Origin of the sequence: Actinomycetospora termitidis, assembly GCF_030286555.1 — a bacterium.
Taxonomy (GTDB): Bacteria; Actinomycetota; Actinomycetes; order Mycobacteriales; family Pseudonocardiaceae; genus Actinomycetospora; species Actinomycetospora termitidis.
The window spans coordinates 569,151-590,650 of sequence record NZ_JASVWF010000002.1; the positions used below are offsets into that span (position 1 = coordinate 569,151).

Sequence of the window (21,500 nt, forward strand, 5' to 3'; positions counted from 1 at the left end):
CCCCATGGAGTACGTCCTCGGCCACGGCACGGAGAACGACTTCGTGCTGCTGCCCGACCCCGACGGCCGCCTCGACCTCACCCCGGCCGCCGTCCGGGCCCTGTGCCACCGCCGGCGCGGTCTCGGGGCGGACGGCGTGCTGCGGGTGGCGCCGTCCGAGGACCCCGGCGCGGCCTGGTTCATGGACTACCGCAACGCCGACGGGTCGATCGCCGAGATGTGCGGCAACGGCGTGCGCGTGTTCGCCCGCTACCTCGTCGAGGCCGGGCTGGCGTCCGGACCCGAGTTCGCCGTCGCCACCCGGGCCGGGCTGCGGACGGTCACGCTCGAGGCGGACGGCGAGGTCACCGTCGACATGGGGCCGGCGCGGTTCGGCGCCGAGTCGACCGCCATCGTGCCCTCGACGGCGGGTCCGGTCGGGTCGGTGACGTCGTTCCCGGGCGTCGCGATCGACGTCGGGAACCCGCACCTGGCCTGCGTGACCACGGCCGACGTCGACGCCCTCGACCTGACCGTCGCCCCCGGGCACGACCCGCAGCTCTTCCCGCACGGCGTGAACGTCGAGTTCCTCTCCCCGCTGACCGACGACCTGACGACCTCGCTGCGCGTCCACGAGCGCGGGTCCGGGGAGACCCGGTCGTGCGGCACCGGGACCGTCGCCGGCGCGGTGGCGGGGCTCCGGGCGGCGGGGCTCTCCTCCGGCACGGTCAGGGTCACGACGCCGGGTGGGGTCCTGCGGGTGGGCGTCGGCCCGGACACCACGACGCTGACCGGGCCGGCCGTCCTGATCGCCCGCGGCGAGGTCGAGCTCGGCGACTCGGCCGAGGGAACGTACGCCTACACCCGCGTGGCCCAGACCGCGACCCTCTGAGCCGCCTCGGAAAGACGTGGTGACCGCGGCGGGGTCGTGGGACAGTGGAGTCAAGATGACTGAACCTGCACCCGCGCGTCCCGTGCCGTCTCCCGCGTCCCCCGCCCCCCGGCCCGTCGGCCGTCCGATCCACCTGGACGACGACGTCGAGCCCGACCACGAGGTCACCACCGGGGCCCTGGAGCTCGAGGAGCGGTCCTCGCTGCGCCGCGTCCCGGGCCTTTCCGGCGCGTCGACCGAGCTCACCGACGTCACCGAGGTCGAGTACCGGCAGCTGCGCCTCGAGCGCGTCGTGCTCATCGGCGTGTGGACCGAGGGCACGGCGGCCGCGGCCGACGCGTCGATGGTCGAGCTCGCCCGGCTCGCCGAGACGGCGGGCTCGGAGGTGCTCGACGCCCTCGTGCAGCGGCGCTCCTCGCCCGACCCGGCGACGTTCGTCGGCTCCGGCAAGGTGGCCGAGCTGCGCGGGACGGTGCAGTCGACCGGCGCCGACACGGTGATCGCCGACGGCGAGCTCTCGCCCGGCCAGCTGCGTCAGCTCGAGGAGAAGCTCAAGGTCAAGGTCGTCGACCGGACCGCGCTGATCCTCGACATCTTCGCCCAGCACGCCCGCTCCCGGGAGGGCAAGGCCCAGGTCGAGCTCGCCCAGCTGCGCTACTTCCTCCCGCGCCTGCGCGGGTGGGGCGAGTCGATGTCCCGGCAGGGCGGTGGTGCCGGTGGTGGCGGCGGCGCCGGGGGCGGCGGCGTCGGGACCCGTGGCCCCGGTGAGACCAAGCTCGAGACCGACCGGCGGCGCATCCACCAGCGGATCGCGAAGCTGCGCCGCGAGCTCGAGGGCATGAAGACGGTGCGCGACACCCAGCGCGACCGTCGCCGTCGTCGGGACGTCCCGGCCGTGGCGATCGCCGGGTACACCAACGCCGGCAAGTCCTCGCTGCTCAACGCGATCACCGACGCCGGGGTGCTGGTCGAGGACGCGCTGTTCGCGACCCTCGACCCGACGACCCGCCGCTGGGAGACCGCGGACGGCCGCGTCGCGACGCTCACCGACACCGTCGGATTCGTCCGGCACCTGCCCCACCAGCTCGTCGAGGCGTTCCGCTCGACGCTGGAGGAGGTCGGGGACTCCGACCTGATCGTCCACGTCGTCGACGGCTCCGACCCGTCCGCGCTCGAGCAGATCACCGCGGTGCGCGAGGTGATCGCCGAGATCGGTCGGTCCGACGACGAGCCGCGCCCGCCGTCGCGCGGGGACGACCCGCAGCGGGCCCTGCCGACGCCACCGGAGCTGCTCGTCGTCAACAAGGTCGACGACGCCGACCCGATGGCGCTCGCGCAGCTGCGCGCGACGCTGACCGGCGCGGTCTTCGTCTCCGCCCGCACCGGCGAGGGCATCGACCTGCTCCGGCGCCGCATCGCGGAGGCGCTGCCGCGCCCGGAGGTCGAGGTGGAGGTCGTGCTGCCGTTCACCGAGGGCGCGCTGGTGGCCCGGGTGCACGCCGAGGGCGAGGTGCTCGCCGAGCGGCACGTCGCCGAGGGCACGGTCCTGCACGCCCGGGTCTCGCCCGAGCTGGCCACGGCCGTGCAGCGGGTGGCCGTGGCCGTCCCGGTCCCCTGATCGTCGAGGCCCTCCTGACGGCGGGGCTGCTCGCCCCGCCGTCGATCGACTGCGTCCTGACCGACCGGCGCCTGGACGAGGTGTCCGGGCTCGTCGTCACACCGGCCGGACCCGTCGTCGTGAACGACAGCGGGAACGCGACCGTGGTGTTCACGCTGCGCCCGGACTGCTCGGTGGCGTCGTCGCGGTCGGTCGGTGTGACGGGCCGGGACGTCGAGGACCTCGCGCGTGGCGCCGACGGGACGCTCTGGCTGGCCGACCTCGGCGACAACGACCGCGAGCGCACGACGATCGCGCTGATCCGGGTCCCGACGTCGGGTCGGGGCCAGGTCGTCCGGCTGACCTACCCGGACGGGCCGCACGACGCCGAGGCCCTCCTGCTGCCCGCCGACGGTCGGCCGGTGGTCGTGACCAAGGAGGGCGGCGGGTTCGGTCGGATCTACACGACCGACGCGCCCGTGACCGACGCGGACGAGGGTCCGGTCCCGCTGCGCGCGGAGGGCGAGGTCCGGCTGCCGTCGTCGACGACCGAGGGAGGGCCGGCGAGCTTCCTCGGTCGTGGCCTGATCACCGGTGGTGCGCTCTCCGCCGACGGTCGGTCGGCGGCGCTGCGCACCTACACCGACGCGTGGCTGTTCCCGGTCGGGGGCCCGACGGCCGACGACGTGGTGGCCGGGCTGCGGGCGACCCCCACCCAGGTCCCGCTGCCGGGTGAGCCGCAGGGCGAGGCGATCGCGTTCACCCTGGACGGCGCCCTGCTCTCGGCGGGGGAGTCGCCCTCGGGCGGCCCGAGGGCCCGGCTCCACGAGGTGGAGGTGCCGAGGACGGCGCCGTCTCCGGCACCCGTGGCCGTTCCGACGCCGGCGGGCACGAGCGCCACGGCCGGCACGACGGACGACGCGGACGGCGATGCGGCCGCCGGGATCGCCGCCGGGGGTCTGGCGGTCGTCGCCCTCGTGGTCGGGGTGTGGTGGTTCGGTCGGAGGCGGTCCTAGAGGCGCCGCAGCACCGCCGTGACCTTGCCCAGCACCGTGGCCTCGTCGCCCGGGATCGGCTCGTAGGCCTCGTTCGCCGGGAGCAGCCACACGTGGCCGTCCCGGCGCTTGTAGGTCTTCACCGTGGCCTCGTTGTCCAGCATCGCGGCCACGATCTCGCCGTTCTCGGCGTTCGGCTGCTGGCGCACGACGACCCAGTCGCCGTCGGTGATGGCGGCGTCGACCATCGAGTCGCCCACGACCTTGAGCAGGAACAGCGAGCCCTCGCCGACCAGTTCCTTGGGCAGCGGGAAGACGTCCTCCACGGCCTGCTCGGCGAGGATCGGCCCACCGGCGGCGATCCGGCCGACGACGGGCACGTAGGAGGGCGTGGGCCGGTCGGCGCGCACGCCCTCGGTCTCGGCGCCGCCGCCGAGCTCCGGGTCGAGGTCCTCGGGCATGAACACCTCGAGCGCACGGGGCCGGCTCGCGTTGCGGCGCAGGTACCCCTTCTTCTCCAGGACCTTCATCTGGTGCGCGACCGAGGACGTCGACGTCAGCCCGGCCGCGTCCCCGATCTCGCGGACGCTCGGCGGGTAGCCGACCCGGTCCATGTAGTCGCGAATGACCTCGAGGACCTTGCGCTGGCGCGGTGTGAGGCCCGGGGCGCCGGAGCCGGAGGGCTCGGGCTCCCGGTCGGGGAACGCGTGCACCTCCGCGGTCACGGCCGCGGCGACCCCGGCCGCCTCGTCGTCCGTGCCGGGCGGGTCGGTCGCTCCGTCGCGTCGACGTCCAGCCATGAGTCCTCCTCCGTTCGCAGCGTGAGCCCCGGCGACGACGACCCGACGGCGGACGGCGGTGCCGGTGACGCTGCGTGCTCCTGATCCGAGAAGGTAGCGCCGACGGCGGGAAGGATCAAACACGTGTTCGAAGGACACGCCGGTCGGTCCGTCGACGTTGTCGGGGGTCGGTGCTACACATCGCACAGGCGTTCGATCGAACGCGTGTGCGATGGAAGAAGGTGTCCGATGAGCTCTCCGACGCAGGAGCGGTCGAGGTCCGCGGTCGACGGGTCCGCGGCCGTTCCCGAGCAGGTCACGCGGGGTGTCGACGTCGGGTGGGGCGGCCGCGGCGGCAGTCGTGTCCGGCCCGCGGGTCGTCCCGCCACGGGGTCGCCGACGCGGCCCGCCGCGCGCCGGGACGCATGCCGTCCGGCCGGTCGCGCCGCGGCCCTGGTGGTCCCGCCGACCCCTCCGCTGCCCTCCGCCGGGCGGGTGAATTGCACGAATGTGATTCATGTCGCTCCCGCGCGTGTCGCGGTGGTGCGCCGGCGACGGGCCGTCGCGGTCGTCGTCCTCGGTGCCGTCCTGGTGGCCCTGCTGGCCCTCGCGGTCCGTCTCGGTGGAGAGGTGGCGGCGGTCGCGCCGGGGGACGGGCCGGTGCCCACCGGCTCCACGGTCGCGGTCGTCGCACCGGGGGAGACGCTGCTGGAGGTCGCCGAGCGGGTGGCGCCGGGCGCCGACCCCGCGGCGGTGGCCGAGCGGATCCGGGAGGCGAACCGGCTCTCCTCGTCACTGGTCGCACCCGGGCGCCCGCTGGTGGTCCCCGCCGGCCGGTGAGCCTCCGGTGGCGCGGCGGACCTGCCGTCACCCGTCCGTGTGGAGCGAGACACCGCCCGGCGCGGGGCGACGCCGTTCGTCGCGGGCATCCCCAGACCGCGTGATGTGGCTTGCTCCGCGTCCTGGGGTGTCGCTAGCGTCCCGCCCCAACATCTTGTGGTTACATGGATGTAGTTAGTCCACAGGTTGTGTGTGCAGGTGGAGCGTTGTCCACAGGGTCCCGCACAGGATCCGGGCGGTGGTCCACCGAGGTCGGTGGTCCGTCCACCGGCGGGCACCGCCGGTCCACGGCCGGAGGCGCCCTCGTCCACAGCGGCATCCCCAGGCCGGGCCCGGGGAGGTCGTCCATCCACAGGTCGTGTCGGTTCCGAGCGAGGAGGGGGATCGGGATGCGCTGCCCGTTCTGCCGCAACGACGACTCCCGGGTCGTCGACTCCCGCGAGGCCGACGAGGGCCAGGCGATCCGTCGCCGCCGCTCCTGCACCGCGTGCGGGAAACGGTTCACCACCGTCGAGGAGGCCGTGCTCGCGGTGGTCAAGCGCAGTGGGGTCACCGAGCCGTTCAGCCGCGACAAGGTCGTGCGCGGGGTGGCCCGGGCCTGTCAGGGCCGCCCGGTCGATCCGGACGCGCTCGCGCTGCTGGCGCACAAGGTGGAGGAGACGGTCCGGGCGTCGGGCACGGCCGAGGTGCCGAGCCACGAGGTCGGCATGGCGATCCTGGGTCCGCTCCGCGAGCTCGACGCGGTGGCCTACCTGCGGTTCGCCAGCGTGTACCGGAACTTCTCCTGCGTGGCCGACTTCGAGGCCGAGATCGCCGACCTGCGGGGTCGACTGGTCGCGGACCCGGAGGAGGACAGGGCAGAGCACGAATCAGTGTGATCGCACAGGGCCGGCGGCGACGCCGGGAACGAGTCGGGGACAAGAGCACCGGATCGTGGGGAAGCGTCCCCGGTGCAGGAGGCGAGGAACGCATGACGGAGACCGTCGGGTCCGGCACGAGCACGAACGGGTCGGCGCCCAGCAGCGCCACCGGTCGCGGCCTGTCGATCACGCGCGTGCACACCACCGACGGGGTCCACCCGTACGACGAGGTGGAGTGGGAGCGTCGCGACGTCGTCATGACCAACTGGCGCGACGGCTCGGTCAACTTCGAGCAGCGGGGGGTCGAGTTCCCCGCGACGTGGTCGGTGAACGCGACCAACATCGTCACGAGCAAGTACTTCCGGGGCGCCGTCGGCACCCCGCAGCGCGAGTCGAGCCTGCGTGAGCTGATCGACCGCGTGGTCCGCAGCTACACCGAGGCGGGCACGCGGCACGACTACTTCGCCACGCCGCGCGACGCGGAGGTCTTCTCCGACGAGCTGACCTGGATGCTGCTCAACCAGTACTTCAGCTTCAACTCGCCGGTCTGGTTCAACGTCGGCACGGCGTCGCCGCAGCAGGTCAGCGCGTGCTTCATCCTCTCCGTGGACGACACCATGGAGTCGATCCTGAACTGGTACCGCGAGGAGGGCCTGATCTTCAAGGGCGGCTCCGGGGCCGGCCTGAACCTCTCGCGCATCCGCTCCTCCAAGGAGCTGCTCTCCTCCGGCGGCACCGCCTCCGGGCCGGTGTCGTTCATGCGCGGCGCCGACGCCTCGGCCGGGACCATCAAGTCCGGCGGCGCCACGCGGCGGGCCGCGAAGATGGTCGTGCTCGACGTCGACCACCCCGACATCGCCGAGTTCGTCGAGACCAAGCGCGCCGAGGAGCGGAAGATCCGCGTCCTGCGCGACGCCGGCTTCGACATGGACCTCGGCGGCGCCGACATCGCGTCGGTGCAGTACCAGAACGCCAACAACTCGGTGCGCGTCTCCGACGAGTTCATGCGCGCCGTGCAGTCGAACGGCGAGTTCGGACTGCGCGCCCGGATGACCGGCGAGGTCATCGACACCGTCGACGCGAAGGGCCTGTTCCGGCAGATGGCCGAGGCCGCGTGGGAGTGCGCGGACCCGGGCCTTCAGTACGACGACACGATCAACGACTGGCACACCTCGCCGGAGTCCGGCCGCATCACCGCGTCGAACCCGTGCTCGGAGTACCTGCACCTGGACAACTCCAGCTGCAACCTGGCGTCGCTGAACCTCATGAAGTTCCTCGGCGACGACGGCCGCTTCGACGTCGAGGGCTTCACGCGCTCGGTCGAGCTCGTCATCACCGCGATGGACATCTCGATCTGCTTCGCCGACTTCCCGACCCCCGAGATCGGGGACACCACGCGGGCCTTCCGCCAGCTGGGCATCGGCTACGCCAACCTCGGCGCCCTGCTGATGGCCACCGGCCACGCGTACGACTCCGCGGGCGGCCAGGCGCTCGCCGCATCGATCACCTCGCTCATGACCGGGACCGCCTACCGGCGCTCCGCCGAGCTCGCCGGCGCGGTCGCGCCCTACGACGGGTACGCCCGCAACGCCGACGCGCACCGTCGCGTCATGCGCAAGCACGCCGCCGCGAACGACGCGATCCGCACGCTGCACCGCGAGGACGCCCGCATCCGGGACGCGGCCACCGAGCAGTGGCAGGACGGCCTCGAGATCGGGGCGCGGAACGGGTGGCGCAACGCCCAGGCCAGCGTGCTCGCCCCCACCGGCACCATCGGTTTCATGATGGACTGCGACACCACCGGGGTGGAGCCGGACTTCTCGCTGGTCAAGTTCAAGAAGCTGGTCGGCGGCGGCTCGATGCAGATCGTCAACCAGACGGTGCCGCGGGCGCTGGCTGCGCTCGGCTACCCGGGCGAGCAGATCGAGGCGATCGTCGAGTACATCGCCGAGCACGGGCACGTCGTGGACGCCCCGGGCCTGCGCCCCGAGCACTACGAGGTCTTCGACTGCGCCATGGGCGAGCGGGCCATCGCGCCGATGGGTCACGTGCGGATGATGGCGGCGGTCCAGCCGTTCATCTCCGGCGCCATCTCCAAGACGGTGAACATGCCCGAGCGGGCCACCGTCGAGGAGGTCGAGGAGATCTACTTCGAGGCCTGGAAGTCCGGCCTCAAGGCACTGGCTATCTACCGCGACAACTGCAAGGTCGGACAGCCGCTGTCCACCGGGAAGTCCGGTGGCGCGACCACCGAGTCGAGCACCGGCGCCGAGGTGGCCACCACCGACCACCGCCCGGTGCGCAAGCGGCTGCCGAAGAAGCGCCCGAGCGAGACGGTGTCGTTCGCGGTGGCGGGCGCCGAGGGCTACATGACGGCGGGCTCCTACCCCGACGACGGCCTGGGCGAGATCTTCGTCAAGATGTCGAAGCAGGGGTCGACGCTCGCCGGCGTCATGGACGCGTTCTCGATGGCGATCTCCATCGCGCTGCAGTACGGGGTGCCGCTGGAGACCTACGTGTCGAAGTTCGTGAACATGCGCTTCGAGCCCGCGGGCATGACCGACGACCCGGACGTGCGGATGGCGACGAGCATCGTCGACTACCTGTTCCGCCGGATCGCCCTCGACCACCTGCCCTACGAGAAGCGGGCCCAGCTCGGCATCTTCTCGGCGGACGAGCGCACCGCACAGGTCGCGAACGACTACGGGCAGGCCCCGGCCGCCCCGGTCGAGGTCGTCGAGGAGCTCCGCTCGACGGTCGACGCCCCCGCCGAGTCCCCGGCCGAACCCGCCGGGACGCGCAAGGCGGACGTGTCCGTCGGCAGCTCCACGGAGCTGCTCGAACTGCAGCAGGGCAAGGCGGCCGACGCGCCGCTGTGCCTGACCTGCGGGACGAAGATGCGGCCCGCCGGGTCGTGCTACGTCTGCGAGGGCTGCGGCTCCACCAGCGGCTGCAGCTGAGTCCGCTCCCCGGGCGTGGGGCGGGAGGGCCGGCGCCCTCCCGCCCCCGCCGTAACCTGAACCGGTGCTCCGCGTCGACGTGTCCGGCGACGTCCGTGCCTCGATCGACGGCCGTCCGCTCGATCTCGGCGGACCCCGGCAGCGGGCCGTGCTGGGGATGCTGGTGGCGGCTCGCGGGCGGACCGTGTCGACCGATCGGTTCATCGAGGACCTGTGGTCCGGCGGGCCGCCGCCGAAGGCACTCGGGGCGCTGCAGGCCTACGTCTCGCACCTGAGGCGCCAGCTCGAGCCCGACCGCGCGCCGCGCACCCCGGCCACGGTGCTGGTCAGCGCGGCGCCCGGGTACCGGCTCGCGCTCCGGCCCGAGCAGGTCGACGTCTGGGACACCGTCCGGACGGTCGACGCGGCACGCGCCGCCGCCGACCCCGCCGAGGCGCTCGCCCTGGCCCTCCGATCCCGCGAGGGCCGCTCCGAGACGCCGTTCGCCGCCTACGCCGACGAGGCCTGGGCCGCGGACGAGATCGCCCGGCTCGCCGAGGTCCACGCGGTGGCCGCGGAGATCGCCGGGGAGGCGGCCCTGGCGGTCGGGCGACCGGCCGACGTCCTCGAGGTCCTCGGCGGCCTCGTCCGCGCCGAACCGCTGCGGGAGAGCGCGACGGCGCTGCTCGCCCGGGCCCTGGCCGCCGCCGGTCGGCAGGGCGACGCGCTGACGGTGCTGCGCGAGCACCGCACCCGCCTGGCCGACGACCTCGGGCTGGACCCGGGTGCGCCGTGGCACGCCGCGCAGGACGCGATCCTGGCCGGGGGAGCCGTCGTCGCGCCTCCCCGGCCACCCGCCCCACCCGTCGTCGAGACCCCCGACGACGCCTTCCTCGGCCGCGTCGACGAACTCGCCCGCCTGCACCGGGCCCGCGACGCCGGACCCACCCGGGCCGGCATCGTGTGGGTCGCCGCCGAGGCCGGGGTCGGTAAGTCCGCGCTGGCCGAACGCTTCGCGCGCGAGGTGGCCGACGCCGGGTCGGAGGTGCACCGCGCCCGCTGCCCCGAGGTCGACGGCGCGCCGCCGGGCTGGGCCTGGCGCGACCTCGTCGCCCGCGCCACCGGCACCGCCTCGACCGCGTCCGACCCCTTCGGCCTCGCCACGGCCGTGGAGCGGGCCCTCGGTGCGGACGCGGTCGTGGTCTGCGAGGACGTCCACCGTGCGGACGGCGAGACGCTGCAGGTCCTGCGCCACCTGGTCGCGGGCCGGGACGTCCCGGTGCTCGTCGTCGCCACCTACCGCGACGACGAGGTGTCCGACGACCTGCGGGCCACCCTCGCCCTGCTCGCCACGCACACCCGGGACCGCATCCACCTCCGAGGTCTCGACCCGGAGTCCGCGCGGCGCCTGCTGCGGCGCGCCGCCGGCCGGGACGTCGCGGACCGCACCTGGCGGACGCTGCTGGCCCGGGCGGCCGGCAACGCCCTGTTCCTGCGGGAGCTGGGCGGGCTGGTGCGCAGCGAGGGGGACGAGGTCGCGACCCGTGGGCTGCCGTCCGGGGTCGGGGACGTCCTCGGGCGGCGCCTCGCCCGGCTGCCCGCCCGGGCGGTCGCGACCCTGACACGGGCCGCGGTGCTCGGCCGGGACGTCGACGTGGACCTGATGCTCGAGGTCGACGCCCTGCGGGGGCCGCTGACCGAGGACGAGCTGCTGGACGACCTCGACACGGGCCTCGTCACCGGGCTGCTCGAGAGCGACCCCGCACTGCGCTTCACCCACGCGCTGGTCCGCGACACCGTCGCCGCGCGGATGCCGCCGCTGCGCCGGGCCCGTCTGCACCGCGCCCTGCTCGACGCGCTCGAGAGCCGGCACCCGGACCGGGTCCACGGGCTCGCCCACCACGCCGAGCTCGCCCTGGACCGTGCCTCCGCGAGCCGCGCGCTGCCCCACCTCGTGGCCGGCGCGACGAGCGCCCACGACGCCGGGGCGGTCGACGACGCGGTGCGCTGGTGGCGGGCGGCGCTCCGGGCGCTCGACCTGGGCGCCGGTGGCACGGCGGAGCGCCTGCGGGTCCACCGCGAGCTGGTGCGGTCGCTCGCGGCCTCCGGCGACCTGGTCGGCGCCCTGTCCGAGCGGCACCGCGCGATCGACGAGGCCCGACGCACCGGCGACCCGACGGACGAAGCGTGGGTCTGGAGCTGGGACGTCGTCGCGCTCTGGGCGACGCGACCGGCGCTGGACGAGCAGGACGCCGCGATCGCGCGCCTGCAGGAGCTCCTCGGCCTGGTCGACCCCTCCGACCGTCGCCTGCGGACCGAACTGCTCCTCGCGCTGGCCCACGAGTCGCAGCCGTGGCTGGTCGAGCTGGGCCGCGCGGCCGGCGACGAGGCCCTCGTCCTGGCCCGCGAGCTCGACGACCCGCGCCTGCTCTGCCGAGCGCTCGCCGTCGCCCACCTGCACACGTTCGCCGTCGCCGACCCCGACCACCAGCGCCGGGTCGGGGAGGAGATGCTCGCCGTCGCGACCAGGGCCCGCCTCGGCGACCACCGCGCCCTGGCCCACCTCGTCCTCTCCGCCGCCGCGGTCGGGCGCGGCGACCTCGACGCGGCGCGTTCCCACCTCGACGGCGCGACCGCCACCGCGGGCACCGGACAGCTCCCCGTCCTCGCCCTGTCCGTCGCGGTGTTCGCGGCGACGCTCGACCTCGTCCACGGGCGCGTCGACGCCGCCCGCGCCGCGTTCGACGAGCTGACCGCCCGCATCACCGCCTCCGGGGACCCGAACGGCCCGGTCATCCGCGCCTGGGTGATGACGACGGTCGCGGCCGCGGCCGGGGACTGCTCGGTCACCCTGGCCGAGCTGGAGGCGATCACGACGGCGGGTGGCGGCGGCTTCGTCGCCGTGCTGCGGGTGCTCGCCCTGCTCGACGCCGGGCGCGAGGACGACGCCCGCGCGCTGTGGCCGCTCCCGCCGTACCCGCGGGAGGCGACGTGGCTGCTGGAGACCGCGTTCCAGTGCGTGGCCGCCTGCCGGCTGGGCGACGACGCGGTCGTGCGCCGCACCCGCGAGGAGCTGCGTCCCTGGGCGGGTCAGCTCGTCCGTACCGGGAACGGCCAGCTCGTCCTCGGCCCGGTCGACCTCGTGCTGGCGCGGGCCGCGGCCACCCTCGGGGAGGACCCCCGCCCGGCGGCGGAGGCGGCCGTCGCGCTCGCCCGACGACTCGACGCCCCGCAGTGGCTCGCGGAGGCCCGGGGCCTGCTCGACCGATCGCAAGTCGCTCGCAAGTGGGGCGGCGCATCGTCCCCGCCATGACGATCACCCACCGCCACCTGCTCACCCTCGGCGGCGCGGCCCTCGCCGCGTCCGGCATCACCGGCCTCGCTGGCGGGATGCTGCACCCCGTCGTGGACGGGCAGTCCCATTCCGCCGCGTCGATCACCTCGCCAGGCGGTCCACCGGCCTACCTGCTGCTCTACGGCGGCGCGATCCTGCTGATGCTCGGGCTGCCCGCCGTCACCGCGTGGCTCGCCCCGCGGGTCGGCGTTCTGGGCGTGGTCGGCCTGACGCTGTACTTCGTCGGAAACGCGCTCTCCGCGCAGTCGCACCTCGTCGTCGAGGGCTTCGTCGCCCGCGACCTCCCGCAGGTCGTTCCCGACGACGGGAGCATCGTCGCGTCGGGTTCGTTCGCGCTGCTGCAGGCGGTCGGCGGGCTGGTCTTCGTCGCCGGGGTGCTGCTGACCGGGATCGCGCTGGTGCGCCGCTCGTCCGGGATCCCGTGGTGGGTCGGCGGGGCGTTCGTCCTGTCGGCGGTCGGCGTGCTGATCCCGCTGCCGGAGGCGCCCGTGCTGACGGGCCTGCAGGTGGAGCTGTTCGAGGCGGTCGGCACCGTGGCGCTCGGCGTCCTCGCGATCCGCGCCGCCCGCTCGGGGCGGACGGACAAGGCCGCCCCGACCCGCCGTCGGGAAGGGGCCCTCGACACCGTGTGAGGGGAACCCGCACGATCGACGACCATGTCAACGACGACGACCGTGGCCCAGCGCGTCCTCGAGGCCCTCGCGGCCACCGACACCCCGGAGCCGCCGGACGACCTGTTCGCGCCCGGGGCGATCACCTGGCACTCGTTCGACGAGCTCGAGGCGCCGACCGTGCCGGGCACCTTCGACACGCTGCGGGCGATCCGGGCGGCCGTCCCGGACTTCACCATGAGCGGGATCCGGGCGACCGGGGACGGCGAGCGGACCGGGATCGCGCGCTACGTGCTCACCGGCACGCTGCCCGACGGGTCGACGCTGCGCGCCCCGGCGGCGATGGTGATCGACGTGCAGGACGGGCGGGCGGCGCGGCTGGAGGAGTACGTGGACACCGGCCAGCTCGCGCCCCTGTTCGCCGCGCTGGGGTAGGCCTCAGGCGAGGCAGGTCAGCGGCCGGCCGCCGTTCCAGGTCACCATGTCGGCCAGCGCGGCCATGACGTCGATCGACCCGCCCCGCGCGAGCCCGTCGAGCTCGGCGTAGGCCCGGTGCAGGTTCCCGACGATGCGTTCGGCGTCCGGCCAGTCGGCGAAGCGGCCGAGGTCGGTGTCCTGCGCGGCGGCCAGCGGTGTCACCCCGGCCGCACGGCCCCGCTCGGCCAGGTCCAGCACGAACCGCAGGTAGTCCAGCGTGGCGTCGAGCGGGGCCCGGTCGTGGAACACCGGGCCGTGGCCGGGCACCGTCGTCGTGGCGCCGAGCGGAGCGATCACGTGCTCCAGGACGTCGATCGCCCCGGTCACCGACCCCATGAGCAGGAACGGCGTGCCGCCGTTGAAGACGAGGTCGCCGCAGAAGAGGGTGGAACGCTCCGGGAACCAGACGATCGAGTCGTTGGTCGTGTGCGCGGGTGTCCCGACGTGCAGGACGTCCGCGCGCAGGTCGCCGACGTGCAGCGCGACCCGGTCGGTGAAGGTGAGGAACGGCGGGTCCAGCGGCAGCGCGCCCCACTCCGGGTTCTCCCAGAACGGCAGCTCGCGCGGCGGGCCGAACGCGATCATCTCCTCGCGGGCGCGTTCGTGGGCGACGATCGTGGCGGTGCCGAAGAGCGCGTTGCCCCAGGTGTGGTCGCCGTGGTGGTGGGTGTTGACCAGCGTCCGTATCGGGGCCGACGTGACCGACGCGATCGCGTCGACGAAGCCGCGGGTCCGCCGCTCCGTGGAGCACGAGTCGACCGCGACCACGCCCTGCGGGCCGACCGCGAATCCGGTGTTGTTGATCCACCAGGTGCCGTCGGGCTGGATGTAGGCGTGGATCCCGTCCGACACCTCCTCGAGCCGCGGCGGGCCGGGGACGGTGATGTCGTGGGTGTGCGCGCTCATGCGGCGGCTTCCTTCCGGAGGGGGCGGACCGGCGCTCCGGCGACGATCGGGGCGTCGACGGCACCGAGGCCGTCGACCTCGAGCCGCACCCGGTCGCCGGGGACGAGGTACGGGTAGGCGTCCGCGCCGTGCACCCGGGAGAGCTCGAGGATGCAGCCGGTCCCGACGGTGCCGCTGCCGATCAGGTCGCCCGGGACGACCCGGGTCCCGCGTGAGGCGTAGGCGATCATCTCGCCGAAGGACCAGTACAGGGCGTCGAGGCGGCCTGCGCTGTACGGCGTGCCGTTCACCGACGCGCTCATCGCCGCGGCCGCCGGCAATTCGTCGGGCGTGAGCATCCACGGCCCGCAGCTCGACGCGGAGTCCTTGCCCTTGGCCGGGCCGAGGTTGAGCTTCATCTCCTCGCCCTGCAGGTCCCGGGCGCTCCAGTCGCAGAACAGCACGTAGCCGGCGACGTGGCCGACGGCCTCGTCGGGATCCAGGTCCGAGCCCTCCCGCCCGATCACCGCCGCGACCTCGAGCTCGTAGTCGAACGCGGCGCTGCCGGGGGAGACGGCGACGGGGTCGTGGGCACCGCGCAGGGACGCCGGGTTGGTGAAGTAGAAGACCGGTTGGCGGTACCAGAGCGGGTCGACCTCGAGCCCGATCGCGGCGCTCGCGGTGACGACGTGCTCCTCGAAGGCCATGAAGTCGCGGATCGACGGCGGCCGCGGGACCGGGGGCAGCAGCGTCACCGTCGTGGGGTCGACAGCCGGTCCCGCCAGGGCGTCGTCCGCAGCGGCGCGCAGTCGCGAGCCGTCGTCACCGAGCAGGTCGACCAGCCCCGTCGGCCCGGGCACCGGGTGCAGCCGCTCGCCCTGCCACACCCCCGTCCGGACGGTGCCGTCGGGCTCGGACCAGCTGCTCCAGCGCATGCACGCTCCTCTCGTCGGCTCCTCAGCGTGCTCCGCGGCCGGCCCACGATCATGTCCCGATCCGGTTCCGATCCACCTCCGCCACCGCCCGCGCCGCGGCCCGGAACACACCCACGGCGTCCCGCCGGTCGCCCGGCCGGCTCGCGACGGCGACCGTGGCCGGTGGGCCGTCCATCGGGACGTAGCGCACCCCGGGGTGCGGGAAGAACCGCCGGGCGGGCTCCGCGTGCAGGCCCAGCCGGCCGCTGGTCGCCACCGCCGTCGCGACCCCCGCCGGCGAGCGGACCGTGACGCGGCCCCGCCCGACCCCCTCGCCCCACGCGGCCAGCCCGGCCTGGGCGCCGACGGGGGAGACCAGCCGGCGGCCCTCGACGTCGGCCCCGGAGAGCCGGTCCGCCTCGGCGAGGTCGGAGGCGACCGGGACGACCGCGACCCGCTCGGTGACCAGCACCCGGTCCATCGCCAGGTCGTCCGCGCCGCCGACGTCGTGGACGAGCGCGAGGTCGACCTCGCCGGAGCGGACGGCGTCGTACTGGTCGGCCCAGGTCAGCTCGACGGTGTCCAGGACGAGGTCCGGGCACCGGGCCCCGACGAGGTCCCACACGTGCGGCCAGAGGTCGGCCAGGCCGAAGCCGAGCACCCCGATCCGCAGCACCCCGGGCACGTCGCGGCGGGCGTCCACCCCGTCGACGAGCGCGTCGAGGTCCGCGAGCACCTGACGGGCGCGCGGGAGGAACCGCTCGCCGGCGGGGGTCAGCGCGACCCGCCGGCTGGTGCGGGCGAACAGCGGCGTCCCGAGCTCGCGCTCGAGGGCCTGGATGCGGCGCCCGAAGGGCTGGGCGGCGATGAAGTGGACCTGCGCGGCCCGGCCGAAGTGCAGCGTGTCGGCGAGCGTGACCGCGTACCGCAGGGCTCGGACGTCCATGTCCCACCACCTCGCCGTGCACCGGGCAGCCGTCGCGCGATGCTACGGCGCCGCACCCGCCGTCGGGACCCGCGATCGGAACCGGAACGGGACATGTTCGCCGGTCGGACCCTCGCCACGCTGGCTCCCACCCGACCCCCGGAGGAGACACCCGATGGCACGCACCCTGATCCGCGGCGGACACGTCCTGACGATGGACCCCGCGCTCGGCGACCTCGCGACCGGCGACGTCCTGGTCTCGGACGGCGTGATCGAGGCGGTCGCGCCGTCACTGCCCGCCGACGACGCCGAGGTGATCGACGCGACCGGCCACCTCGTGCTGCCCGGCCTGATCGACACGCACCGGCACACGTGGCAGTCGCTGGCCCGCGGGATCTGCGGGGACTGGACGCTCGGCGACTACTACTTCGGCATCCGGCTCGCGATCTCGCCCGCGTTCACCGCGGACGACGTGCGGCTCGGGAACCGGCTCGGCGGGCTCGACGCCCTCAACGCCGGGGTGACGACGCTGCTGGACTTCTCGCACTGCAACAACACCCCCGACCACAGCGACGGCGCGGTGCTGGGGCTCCAGGACGCCGGGGTCCGGGCGGCGTTCTGCTACGGCTTCTTCGAGAGCTCCCCGGAGGCGTCGCGGTTCGGGGAGCACGACGCGCGGATCGCCGACTTCCACCGGATCGCCGACACCTGGTTCCCGACGGACGACGGCCTGCTGACCCTCGGCGTCTCGCTGTCCGAGCTGTTCGGCCTGCCGTGGGACCGCACCGTCGCCGAGCTGGCCGCCGCCCGCGAGCGCCGCGCGCTGATCGTGAACCACACCGGTTGCGTGTGGGGCAGCGTGCTGACCGGCGGGATCGTCGAGCTGGACGCGGCCGGGCTGCTGGGCCCGGACATCGTCCACGTGCACTGCAACACCCTCGACGACGCCGAGTGGGAGGCGCTGGTCCGCAGCGACGGCAAGGTGTCGATCTCCGTGGAGACGGAGCTGAACATGGGCATGGGACGCCCGGTCTTCGAGCGGTGCCGCCGGCACGGTCTGGCGCCGACGCTGTCCGCGGACGTCATCTCGCTGAACTCCGGCGACCTCTGGCACGAGATGCGCTTCGGGCTCGGCCTCACGCGGTGGGAGGCCACCGAGGCGGTGAACCGGGCGGGCGCGATGCCGGAGCGGGTCACCACACTCGCGAAGGAGGCGCTGACCTGGACCACGGTGAACGCCGCCGACGCGCTCGGGCTCGGCGACCGGATCGGCTCGCTCACCCCGGGCAAGCGGGCCGACCTCCAGCTCGTCGGCGGCGGGGCGCTCGAGCAGCATCCCCGCATCGACCCGTACGCGACCCTGGTCTTCCAGACGACGGCCGCCGACGTCGCGACGGTGCTCGTCGACGGCCGCGTCGTGAAGCGCGACGGCGCCCTCGTCGGGGTCGACCTGCCGCGGCTCACCGTGGAGGCCGACACCGCCGCGGACGCCATCCTCGGCCGCGTGCGGGACGCGGGCCGCGAGCTCCCGGGCACCCCGCCCGGCGCGTTCGAGGCGCTGGAGCCCGTGGCCCGCGGCTTCCACGCGGAGGCGGAGAAGGCGGTGGGGTGAAGGCGGTGCGGTGAGCTACGCGTCCCGGCGGCGCATCCGGACCACCGTGATCGTCATGCCGACGACGACGTAGACCAGCGCCCGCAGCGACGACGAGGCGAGCCCGTCGAGGGGGAGCGGGTCGCGCAGCACGTCGGTCCCCGCGGTCAGGCCCGTGGTCAGCAGCAACGGCCGCAGCCACTCGAGGGCGGGGATCGCGCTCAGCACGCCGAACACGATCATCCCGCCGAGCACCGAGGCGAGGACGACCAGCGGGTGCTCGGTCAGCGTGGAGATCGCGAGGGCCACCGCGCCGACGGCGAGCAGCTGCCCGACGGTCCACGTCGCGACCAGCGCGATCCGGCCCAGCGCCTCGCCGAAGCCCAGCGTCGTCCCGGAGAGGGTGATGAGCGAGCCGGGCCCGCCGACCACGACGGTCCCGGCCACCATCCCGACCACCGCGATGATCACGACGGCGAGCACGGCCACCGTCACGACCCCGGCGGACTTCATGACGACGAGCCGCATCCGCCCGACCGGGGAGATCAGCAGCCCGCGCAGCGTGCCCGCGGCCGCCTCCCCGGCGACGGCGTCGGCGGCCGCGCTGGCCACGGCCAGTGGCAGCAGCAGGGTCAGGGCCAGCCCCAGGGCGACCACGGGCAGGACGAACCCGTTGCCCGCGACCTGGGCGATCAGCCCCGGTCCGCGTCCCGACTCCGGGGCGCCCGCGGCCGCGATCCCGATGGCCACCGCGACCGGGATCAGGGCGAGCAGGCCGAGCACCACGAGGGTGCGCGGGCGGCGCAGGACCCACCGCAGCTCGGCGGCGACCAGGCGGCTCAGCGGGGCGTGCGACCGGGACGCGGCACGCGACGGCGCGGGCAGGGTGGCGGTCACGCGTCCTCCTCGGTCAGGCGGGCGAACAGCTCCTCCAGGTGCGCGCGGTCCCGGCGCACCTCCCACACCCCGACCTCGGCACGCACCAGCGCGGCCACCACCTCGGGCGGGGACAGCGTGCCCGCCGGCACGACGACGCCGCCGTCCCGGTGGTAGGCCCCGGCGCCCGCGGCGCGGAGGGCGACGACGCCGGCGGCCGGGTCGTCGGTGGTGACGACCAGCTCGCCCGCGCCCGCCTCCAGCAGTGACGAGAGCTCGCCGGAGACCAGCAGCGACCCGTGCTGGAGCACCGCGACGTGGCTGCACACCGCCTCGACCTCGGCGAGCAGGTGCGAGGACAGCAGGACCGTGGTGCCGGCCTCGTGCAGCTCGGCGACGACCCGCCGCACGTCGCGGGTGCCCGCCGGATCCAGCCCGTTGGTGGGCTCGTCCAGCACGACGAGCCTCCGCGGGACCAGCAGGGCCGCGGCCAGGCCGAGCCGCTGCTTCATCCCCAGCGAGTAGCCGCGGTAGCGACGGCGGGCCGCGTCGGCGAGCCCGACCCGCTCCAGCGCCGCGTCCACCGGGCCGCGCGGGTCGCCGTCGAGCCGGGGCTCGGTGGCGGCGGCGCGCAGCAGGTTGTCGCGACCCGAGAGGAACGGGTGGAAGCCCGGTCCCTCGACCAGCGCGCCGACGTCGGGGAGGGCGGCCGCGAGGTCGTGGTCACGGCCGAGCAGCTCGACCCGGCCGGCGGTGGGGCGGGTCAGGCCCAGCAGCATCCGGATCAGCGTCGTCTTACCGGACCCGTTCGGCCCCAGCATCCCGAGCACCGACCCGGCCGGGATGTCGAGGTCCACGCCGTCGACGGCGACGACGTTCCCGAACGTCTTGCGCAGGTTGCGCACCCGCGCGGCCGGCGCCGCCCCGGCGTCGGGAAGGGACTCCTTCCCGACGGCGGGTGCGGTGGTCGCGGCGGTCATCGCGCGAGGGCCTCGGTGAGCACCTGCTCGGGCACCGCGCCGGCGGCGAACCGGCCGTCGTCGGTGACGATCGCGGTGCCGACCGCGGTCGAGATCAGCCGGCCGCTGCCCCACGGGCCGCTCACGGGCGAGCCGAGCGCGTTCAGGTCCGGTGCGCCCTCGGGGCGCTGCTGCTCCTGACCGGGCTGCTGGGCCGGGCGCTGCGCGACGATCACGCGGTCCCAGCCGTCGCCGACGGTGCGGGTGCCGGGCGGCGGGCCCTGGCGGTCGTCCGGGCGTCCCTCGCGGGCGGGCGCGTCCTTCACCGTAATGCCGGGCGGCGGGGTGAAGGTGAACAGCGACGGGTCCTGCGGCCCGAAGGTCACGTCGTCGAACCCGACCTGCAGGGCGGGCGTCGCGGAGCCGGTCGCGAGGACCGTGAGCTGCAGCGGGATGCGCTTCTCGGCGTCGACCGCGACCCGGACCTCGCGCAGCAGCGTGCGCTCGGAGGCCTGCGGGGTGAGGACGAGCTGGTAGGCGGGCCGCCCCGCGACCTCGGCGGTGCCGTCGACCGCGACCTGGCTGGTCCTCCGCAGCTCGCCGATCATCTGCGTCGCCGCGCCCGCGGGGTCGCTCTGCGGGTCCTTCTGCTCCGGTGCGCCGCCGGTGGAGCGGGTGGCGGTGCGCTCGGTCGCGTCGTAGGCCCACCGCGTCGTGCCGTCGGAGACCAGCGTCTTCTCACCCTCGCCGGAGGGCAGTGCGACCCGGCCCTTGCCGTCGCCGCCGGACCAGATGCGGGCGGACTGCGAGCCGTTGCCGAGCTGCGGCGCGCCCGGCAGCGCCGGCAGGCCGAGCTCGTTGTCGATGCCGACGGTGCCGTTGAACGGCCCCGGCTGCGCCGTCATCACGGAGGCGACGAGGTCCTCCGGACTCACCGGCGGCAGCTGCGGCTGTGCCGCGGCCGTCCCGCCGATCCCGACGACCCCGGCGGCGACGGCCCCGGCCGCCACCACCGCCCCTGCTGCCCCGACCCATCTGCGCCTCATGGGAACCATCCTGCGGCGGTCGTCCTGAGAGGTTCACAGGTGCGCGACCTGCCACGCTCGGCGTCATGGAGTCCCTGGAGTTCGGCGTCAACCTGTTCTCGTGCCCGCCGCCGGTGGAGTTCGCGGAGCTCGTCCGCCGCGTGGACGCCCTCGGCGTCGATGTGCTCGCGGCGCCGGACCACGTCGGGGCCGCCTCCCCGTTCGCCGTGCTGGTCGCCGCGGGCGGGGTCTCCGACCGGCTGCGTCTGCGCACGTACGTGCTCAACGCCGGCTTCTGGAACGCGGCCCTGCTCGCGCGCGAGGTGGCGACGGCGGACGTGCTGACCGGCGGGCGGATCGAGGTCGGGATCGGGGCCGGCCACATGCGCAGCGAGCACGACGACGCCGGCCTGCCCTGGCACGACCACCCCGGGCGGGTGGCCGCCATGACGGAGCTGGTGGCCGACCTGCGCCGCCGCCTGGCCGACCCCGCGATGGCGCCGCGCCCCGTGCAGGAGCCGGTCCCGGTGATGATCGGGGCGATGTCGGAGCGGGCGCTCGACGTCGCCGCACGAGAGGCGGAGATCGTGGGCCTGGCCGGTCTGCGTCAGGTGCGGGGGCAGCGGATGGGCACCTTCACCGTCGTCTCCGCCGAGGAGACCGACCGGCGGGTGGCCGAGATCCGGGAGCGCGCCGCCGGCCGGTCGTACCGCACCGACCTCCTGCTGCAGAGCGTCGTCGTCGACCGGGAGCCCGAGGCGGCGGCCCGGGAGTTCGCCGCGGCCGTCGGGGACCGGATCACCGTGGACGAGCTGCTCGACACGCCGTTCGTGCTGTTCGCCCCGTCCGCGGCGGACGCGGCCGAGGAACTGGAACGACGGCGGGTGCGCTACGGCCTGACGTCCGTCACCACGCACGAACCGTCGATGTCCGCGCTCGGCGAGGTCCTGGCCGCCTACCGGGCGAGCTGAGAGGTCCACAGCGGATCCGGACTACGGTCG

General features: G+C 74.9%; 18 protein-coding genes. 11 read left to right on the forward strand and 7 right to left on the reverse strand.

All coding sequences use genetic code 11. The features are described from left to right. Window positions 1–4: 4 nt before the first annotated feature. From dapF to QRT03_RS10610, 3 genes are all read left to right on the forward strand, one after another. A complete protein-coding gene (dapF, locus tag QRT03_RS10600; protein ID WP_286052686.1) occupies window positions 5–871 on the forward strand; it encodes a diaminopimelate epimerase in 867 nt (288 codons plus the stop codon). 55 nt (window positions 872–926) lie between these two features. Then, window positions 927–2,489: a GTPase HflX gene (gene hflX / locus QRT03_RS10605; protein ID WP_286052688.1), complete on the forward strand. Its 1,563-nt coding sequence runs from the start codon at window positions 927–929 to the stop codon at window positions 2,487–2,489. A gap of 119 nt (window positions 2,490–2,608) precedes the next feature. Continuing rightward, window positions 2,609–3,484: a hypothetical protein gene (locus QRT03_RS10610; RefSeq protein ID WP_286052689.1), complete on the forward strand. Its 876-nt coding sequence runs from the start codon at window positions 2,609–2,611 to the stop codon at window positions 3,482–3,484. Here the strand turns inward: QRT03_RS10610 and lexA are convergent. After that, a complete protein-coding gene (lexA, locus tag QRT03_RS10615; protein WP_286052690.1) occupies window positions 3,481–4,263 on the reverse strand; it encodes a transcriptional repressor LexA in 783 nt (260 codons plus the stop codon). The genes QRT03_RS10610 and lexA overlap by 4 nt on opposite strands. 519 nt (window positions 4,264–4,782) lie before the next feature. Here lexA and QRT03_RS10620 point away from each other — a divergent pair. The 6 genes from QRT03_RS10620 (at window position 4,783) to QRT03_RS10645 (ending at window position 13,282) form a co-directional block, all read left to right on the forward strand. After that, window positions 4,783–5,082, forward strand: coding sequence for a LysM peptidoglycan-binding domain-containing protein (locus QRT03_RS10620; RefSeq protein WP_286052691.1), 300 nt, complete (start codon window positions 4,783–4,785; stop codon window positions 5,080–5,082). A gap of 389 nt (window positions 5,083–5,471) precedes the next feature. Beyond that, the gene (gene nrdR, locus QRT03_RS10625) at window positions 5,472–5,960 is read left to right on the forward strand and encodes a transcriptional regulator NrdR (RefSeq protein ID WP_286052692.1); all 489 of its coding nucleotides are present in this window, start codon (window positions 5,472–5,474) and stop codon (window positions 5,958–5,960) included. A gap of 92 nt (window positions 5,961–6,052) precedes the next feature. Further along, complete coding sequence (locus tag QRT03_RS10630) at window positions 6,053–8,902, forward strand: vitamin B12-dependent ribonucleotide reductase (protein WP_286052693.1); 2,850 nt, start codon at window positions 6,053–6,055, stop codon at window positions 8,900–8,902. Between the two features lie 64 nt (window positions 8,903–8,966). Beyond that, the gene (locus QRT03_RS10635) at window positions 8,967–12,194 is read left to right on the forward strand and encodes an ATP-binding protein (RefSeq protein ID WP_286052694.1); all 3,228 of its coding nucleotides are present in this window, start codon (window positions 8,967–8,969) and stop codon (window positions 12,192–12,194) included. Then, entirely contained in the window at window positions 12,191–12,868 is a 678-nt protein-coding gene (locus tag QRT03_RS10640; RefSeq protein WP_286052695.1) for a hypothetical protein, read from the forward strand. Before QRT03_RS10635 ends, QRT03_RS10640 begins: the two co-directional genes overlap by 4 nt. A 24-nt stretch (window positions 12,869–12,892) precedes the next feature. Beyond that, the gene (locus tag QRT03_RS10645; RefSeq protein ID WP_286052696.1) at window positions 12,893–13,282 is read left to right on the forward strand and encodes a nuclear transport factor 2 family protein; all 390 of its coding nucleotides are present in this window, start codon (window positions 12,893–12,895) and stop codon (window positions 13,280–13,282) included. A 3-nt stretch (window positions 13,283–13,285) separates the two neighbouring features. Here the strand turns inward: QRT03_RS10645 and QRT03_RS10650 are convergent, their stop codons facing one another. From QRT03_RS10650 to QRT03_RS10660, 3 genes are read right to left on the reverse strand one after another with little or no spacing between them, the layout of a single operon-like run. After that, window positions 13,286–14,230 (reverse strand): MBL fold metallo-hydrolase, encoded by a 945-nt coding sequence (locus QRT03_RS10650; protein WP_286052697.1) that lies wholly within the window; start codon window positions 14,228–14,230, stop codon window positions 13,286–13,288. Beyond that, entirely contained in the window at window positions 14,227–15,144 is a 918-nt protein-coding gene (locus tag QRT03_RS10655; RefSeq protein ID WP_286052698.1) for a fumarylacetoacetate hydrolase family protein, read from the reverse strand. Before QRT03_RS10655 ends, QRT03_RS10650 begins: the two co-directional genes overlap by 4 nt. Before the next feature lie 49 nt (window positions 15,145–15,193). Beyond that, complete coding sequence (locus QRT03_RS10660) at window positions 15,194–16,069, reverse strand: LysR family transcriptional regulator (protein WP_286052700.1); 876 nt, start codon at window positions 16,067–16,069, stop codon at window positions 15,194–15,196. A gap of 154 nt (window positions 16,070–16,223) precedes the next feature. On the opposite strand from QRT03_RS10660, the gene QRT03_RS10665 reads away from it, so the two are divergent. Beyond that, complete coding sequence (locus QRT03_RS10665; protein WP_286052701.1) at window positions 16,224–17,660, forward strand: amidohydrolase family protein; 1,437 nt, start codon at window positions 16,224–16,226, stop codon at window positions 17,658–17,660. A gap of 15 nt (window positions 17,661–17,675) precedes the next feature. Here the strand turns inward: QRT03_RS10665 and QRT03_RS10670 are convergent, their stop codons facing one another. The 3 genes from QRT03_RS10670 to QRT03_RS10680 are packed head-to-tail and all read right to left on the reverse strand — an operon-like array spanning window position 17,676 to window position 20,520. Further along, the gene (locus QRT03_RS10670) at window positions 17,676–18,536 is read right to left on the reverse strand and encodes an ABC transporter permease (protein WP_286052702.1); all 861 of its coding nucleotides are present in this window, start codon (window positions 18,534–18,536) and stop codon (window positions 17,676–17,678) included. Further along, on the reverse strand, window positions 18,533–19,495 hold the full coding sequence (locus QRT03_RS10675) for an ABC transporter ATP-binding protein (RefSeq protein ID WP_286052703.1): 963 nt from the start codon (window positions 19,493–19,495) through the stop codon (window positions 18,533–18,535). The genes QRT03_RS10670 and QRT03_RS10675 overlap by 4 nt, the downstream gene beginning before the upstream one ends. Further along, window positions 19,492–20,520 (reverse strand): LolA family protein, encoded by a 1,029-nt coding sequence (locus QRT03_RS10680; RefSeq protein ID WP_286052704.1) that lies wholly within the window; start codon window positions 20,518–20,520, stop codon window positions 19,492–19,494. Before QRT03_RS10680 ends, QRT03_RS10675 begins: the two co-directional genes overlap by 4 nt. Window positions 20,521–20,585: 65 nt before the next feature. Here QRT03_RS10680 and QRT03_RS10685 point away from each other — a divergent pair, with 65 nt between their 5' ends. After that, window positions 20,586–21,470: a TIGR03621 family F420-dependent LLM class oxidoreductase gene (locus QRT03_RS10685; RefSeq protein WP_286052705.1), complete on the forward strand. Its 885-nt coding sequence runs from the start codon at window positions 20,586–20,588 to the stop codon at window positions 21,468–21,470. Window positions 21,471–21,500 lie beyond the last annotated feature (30 nt).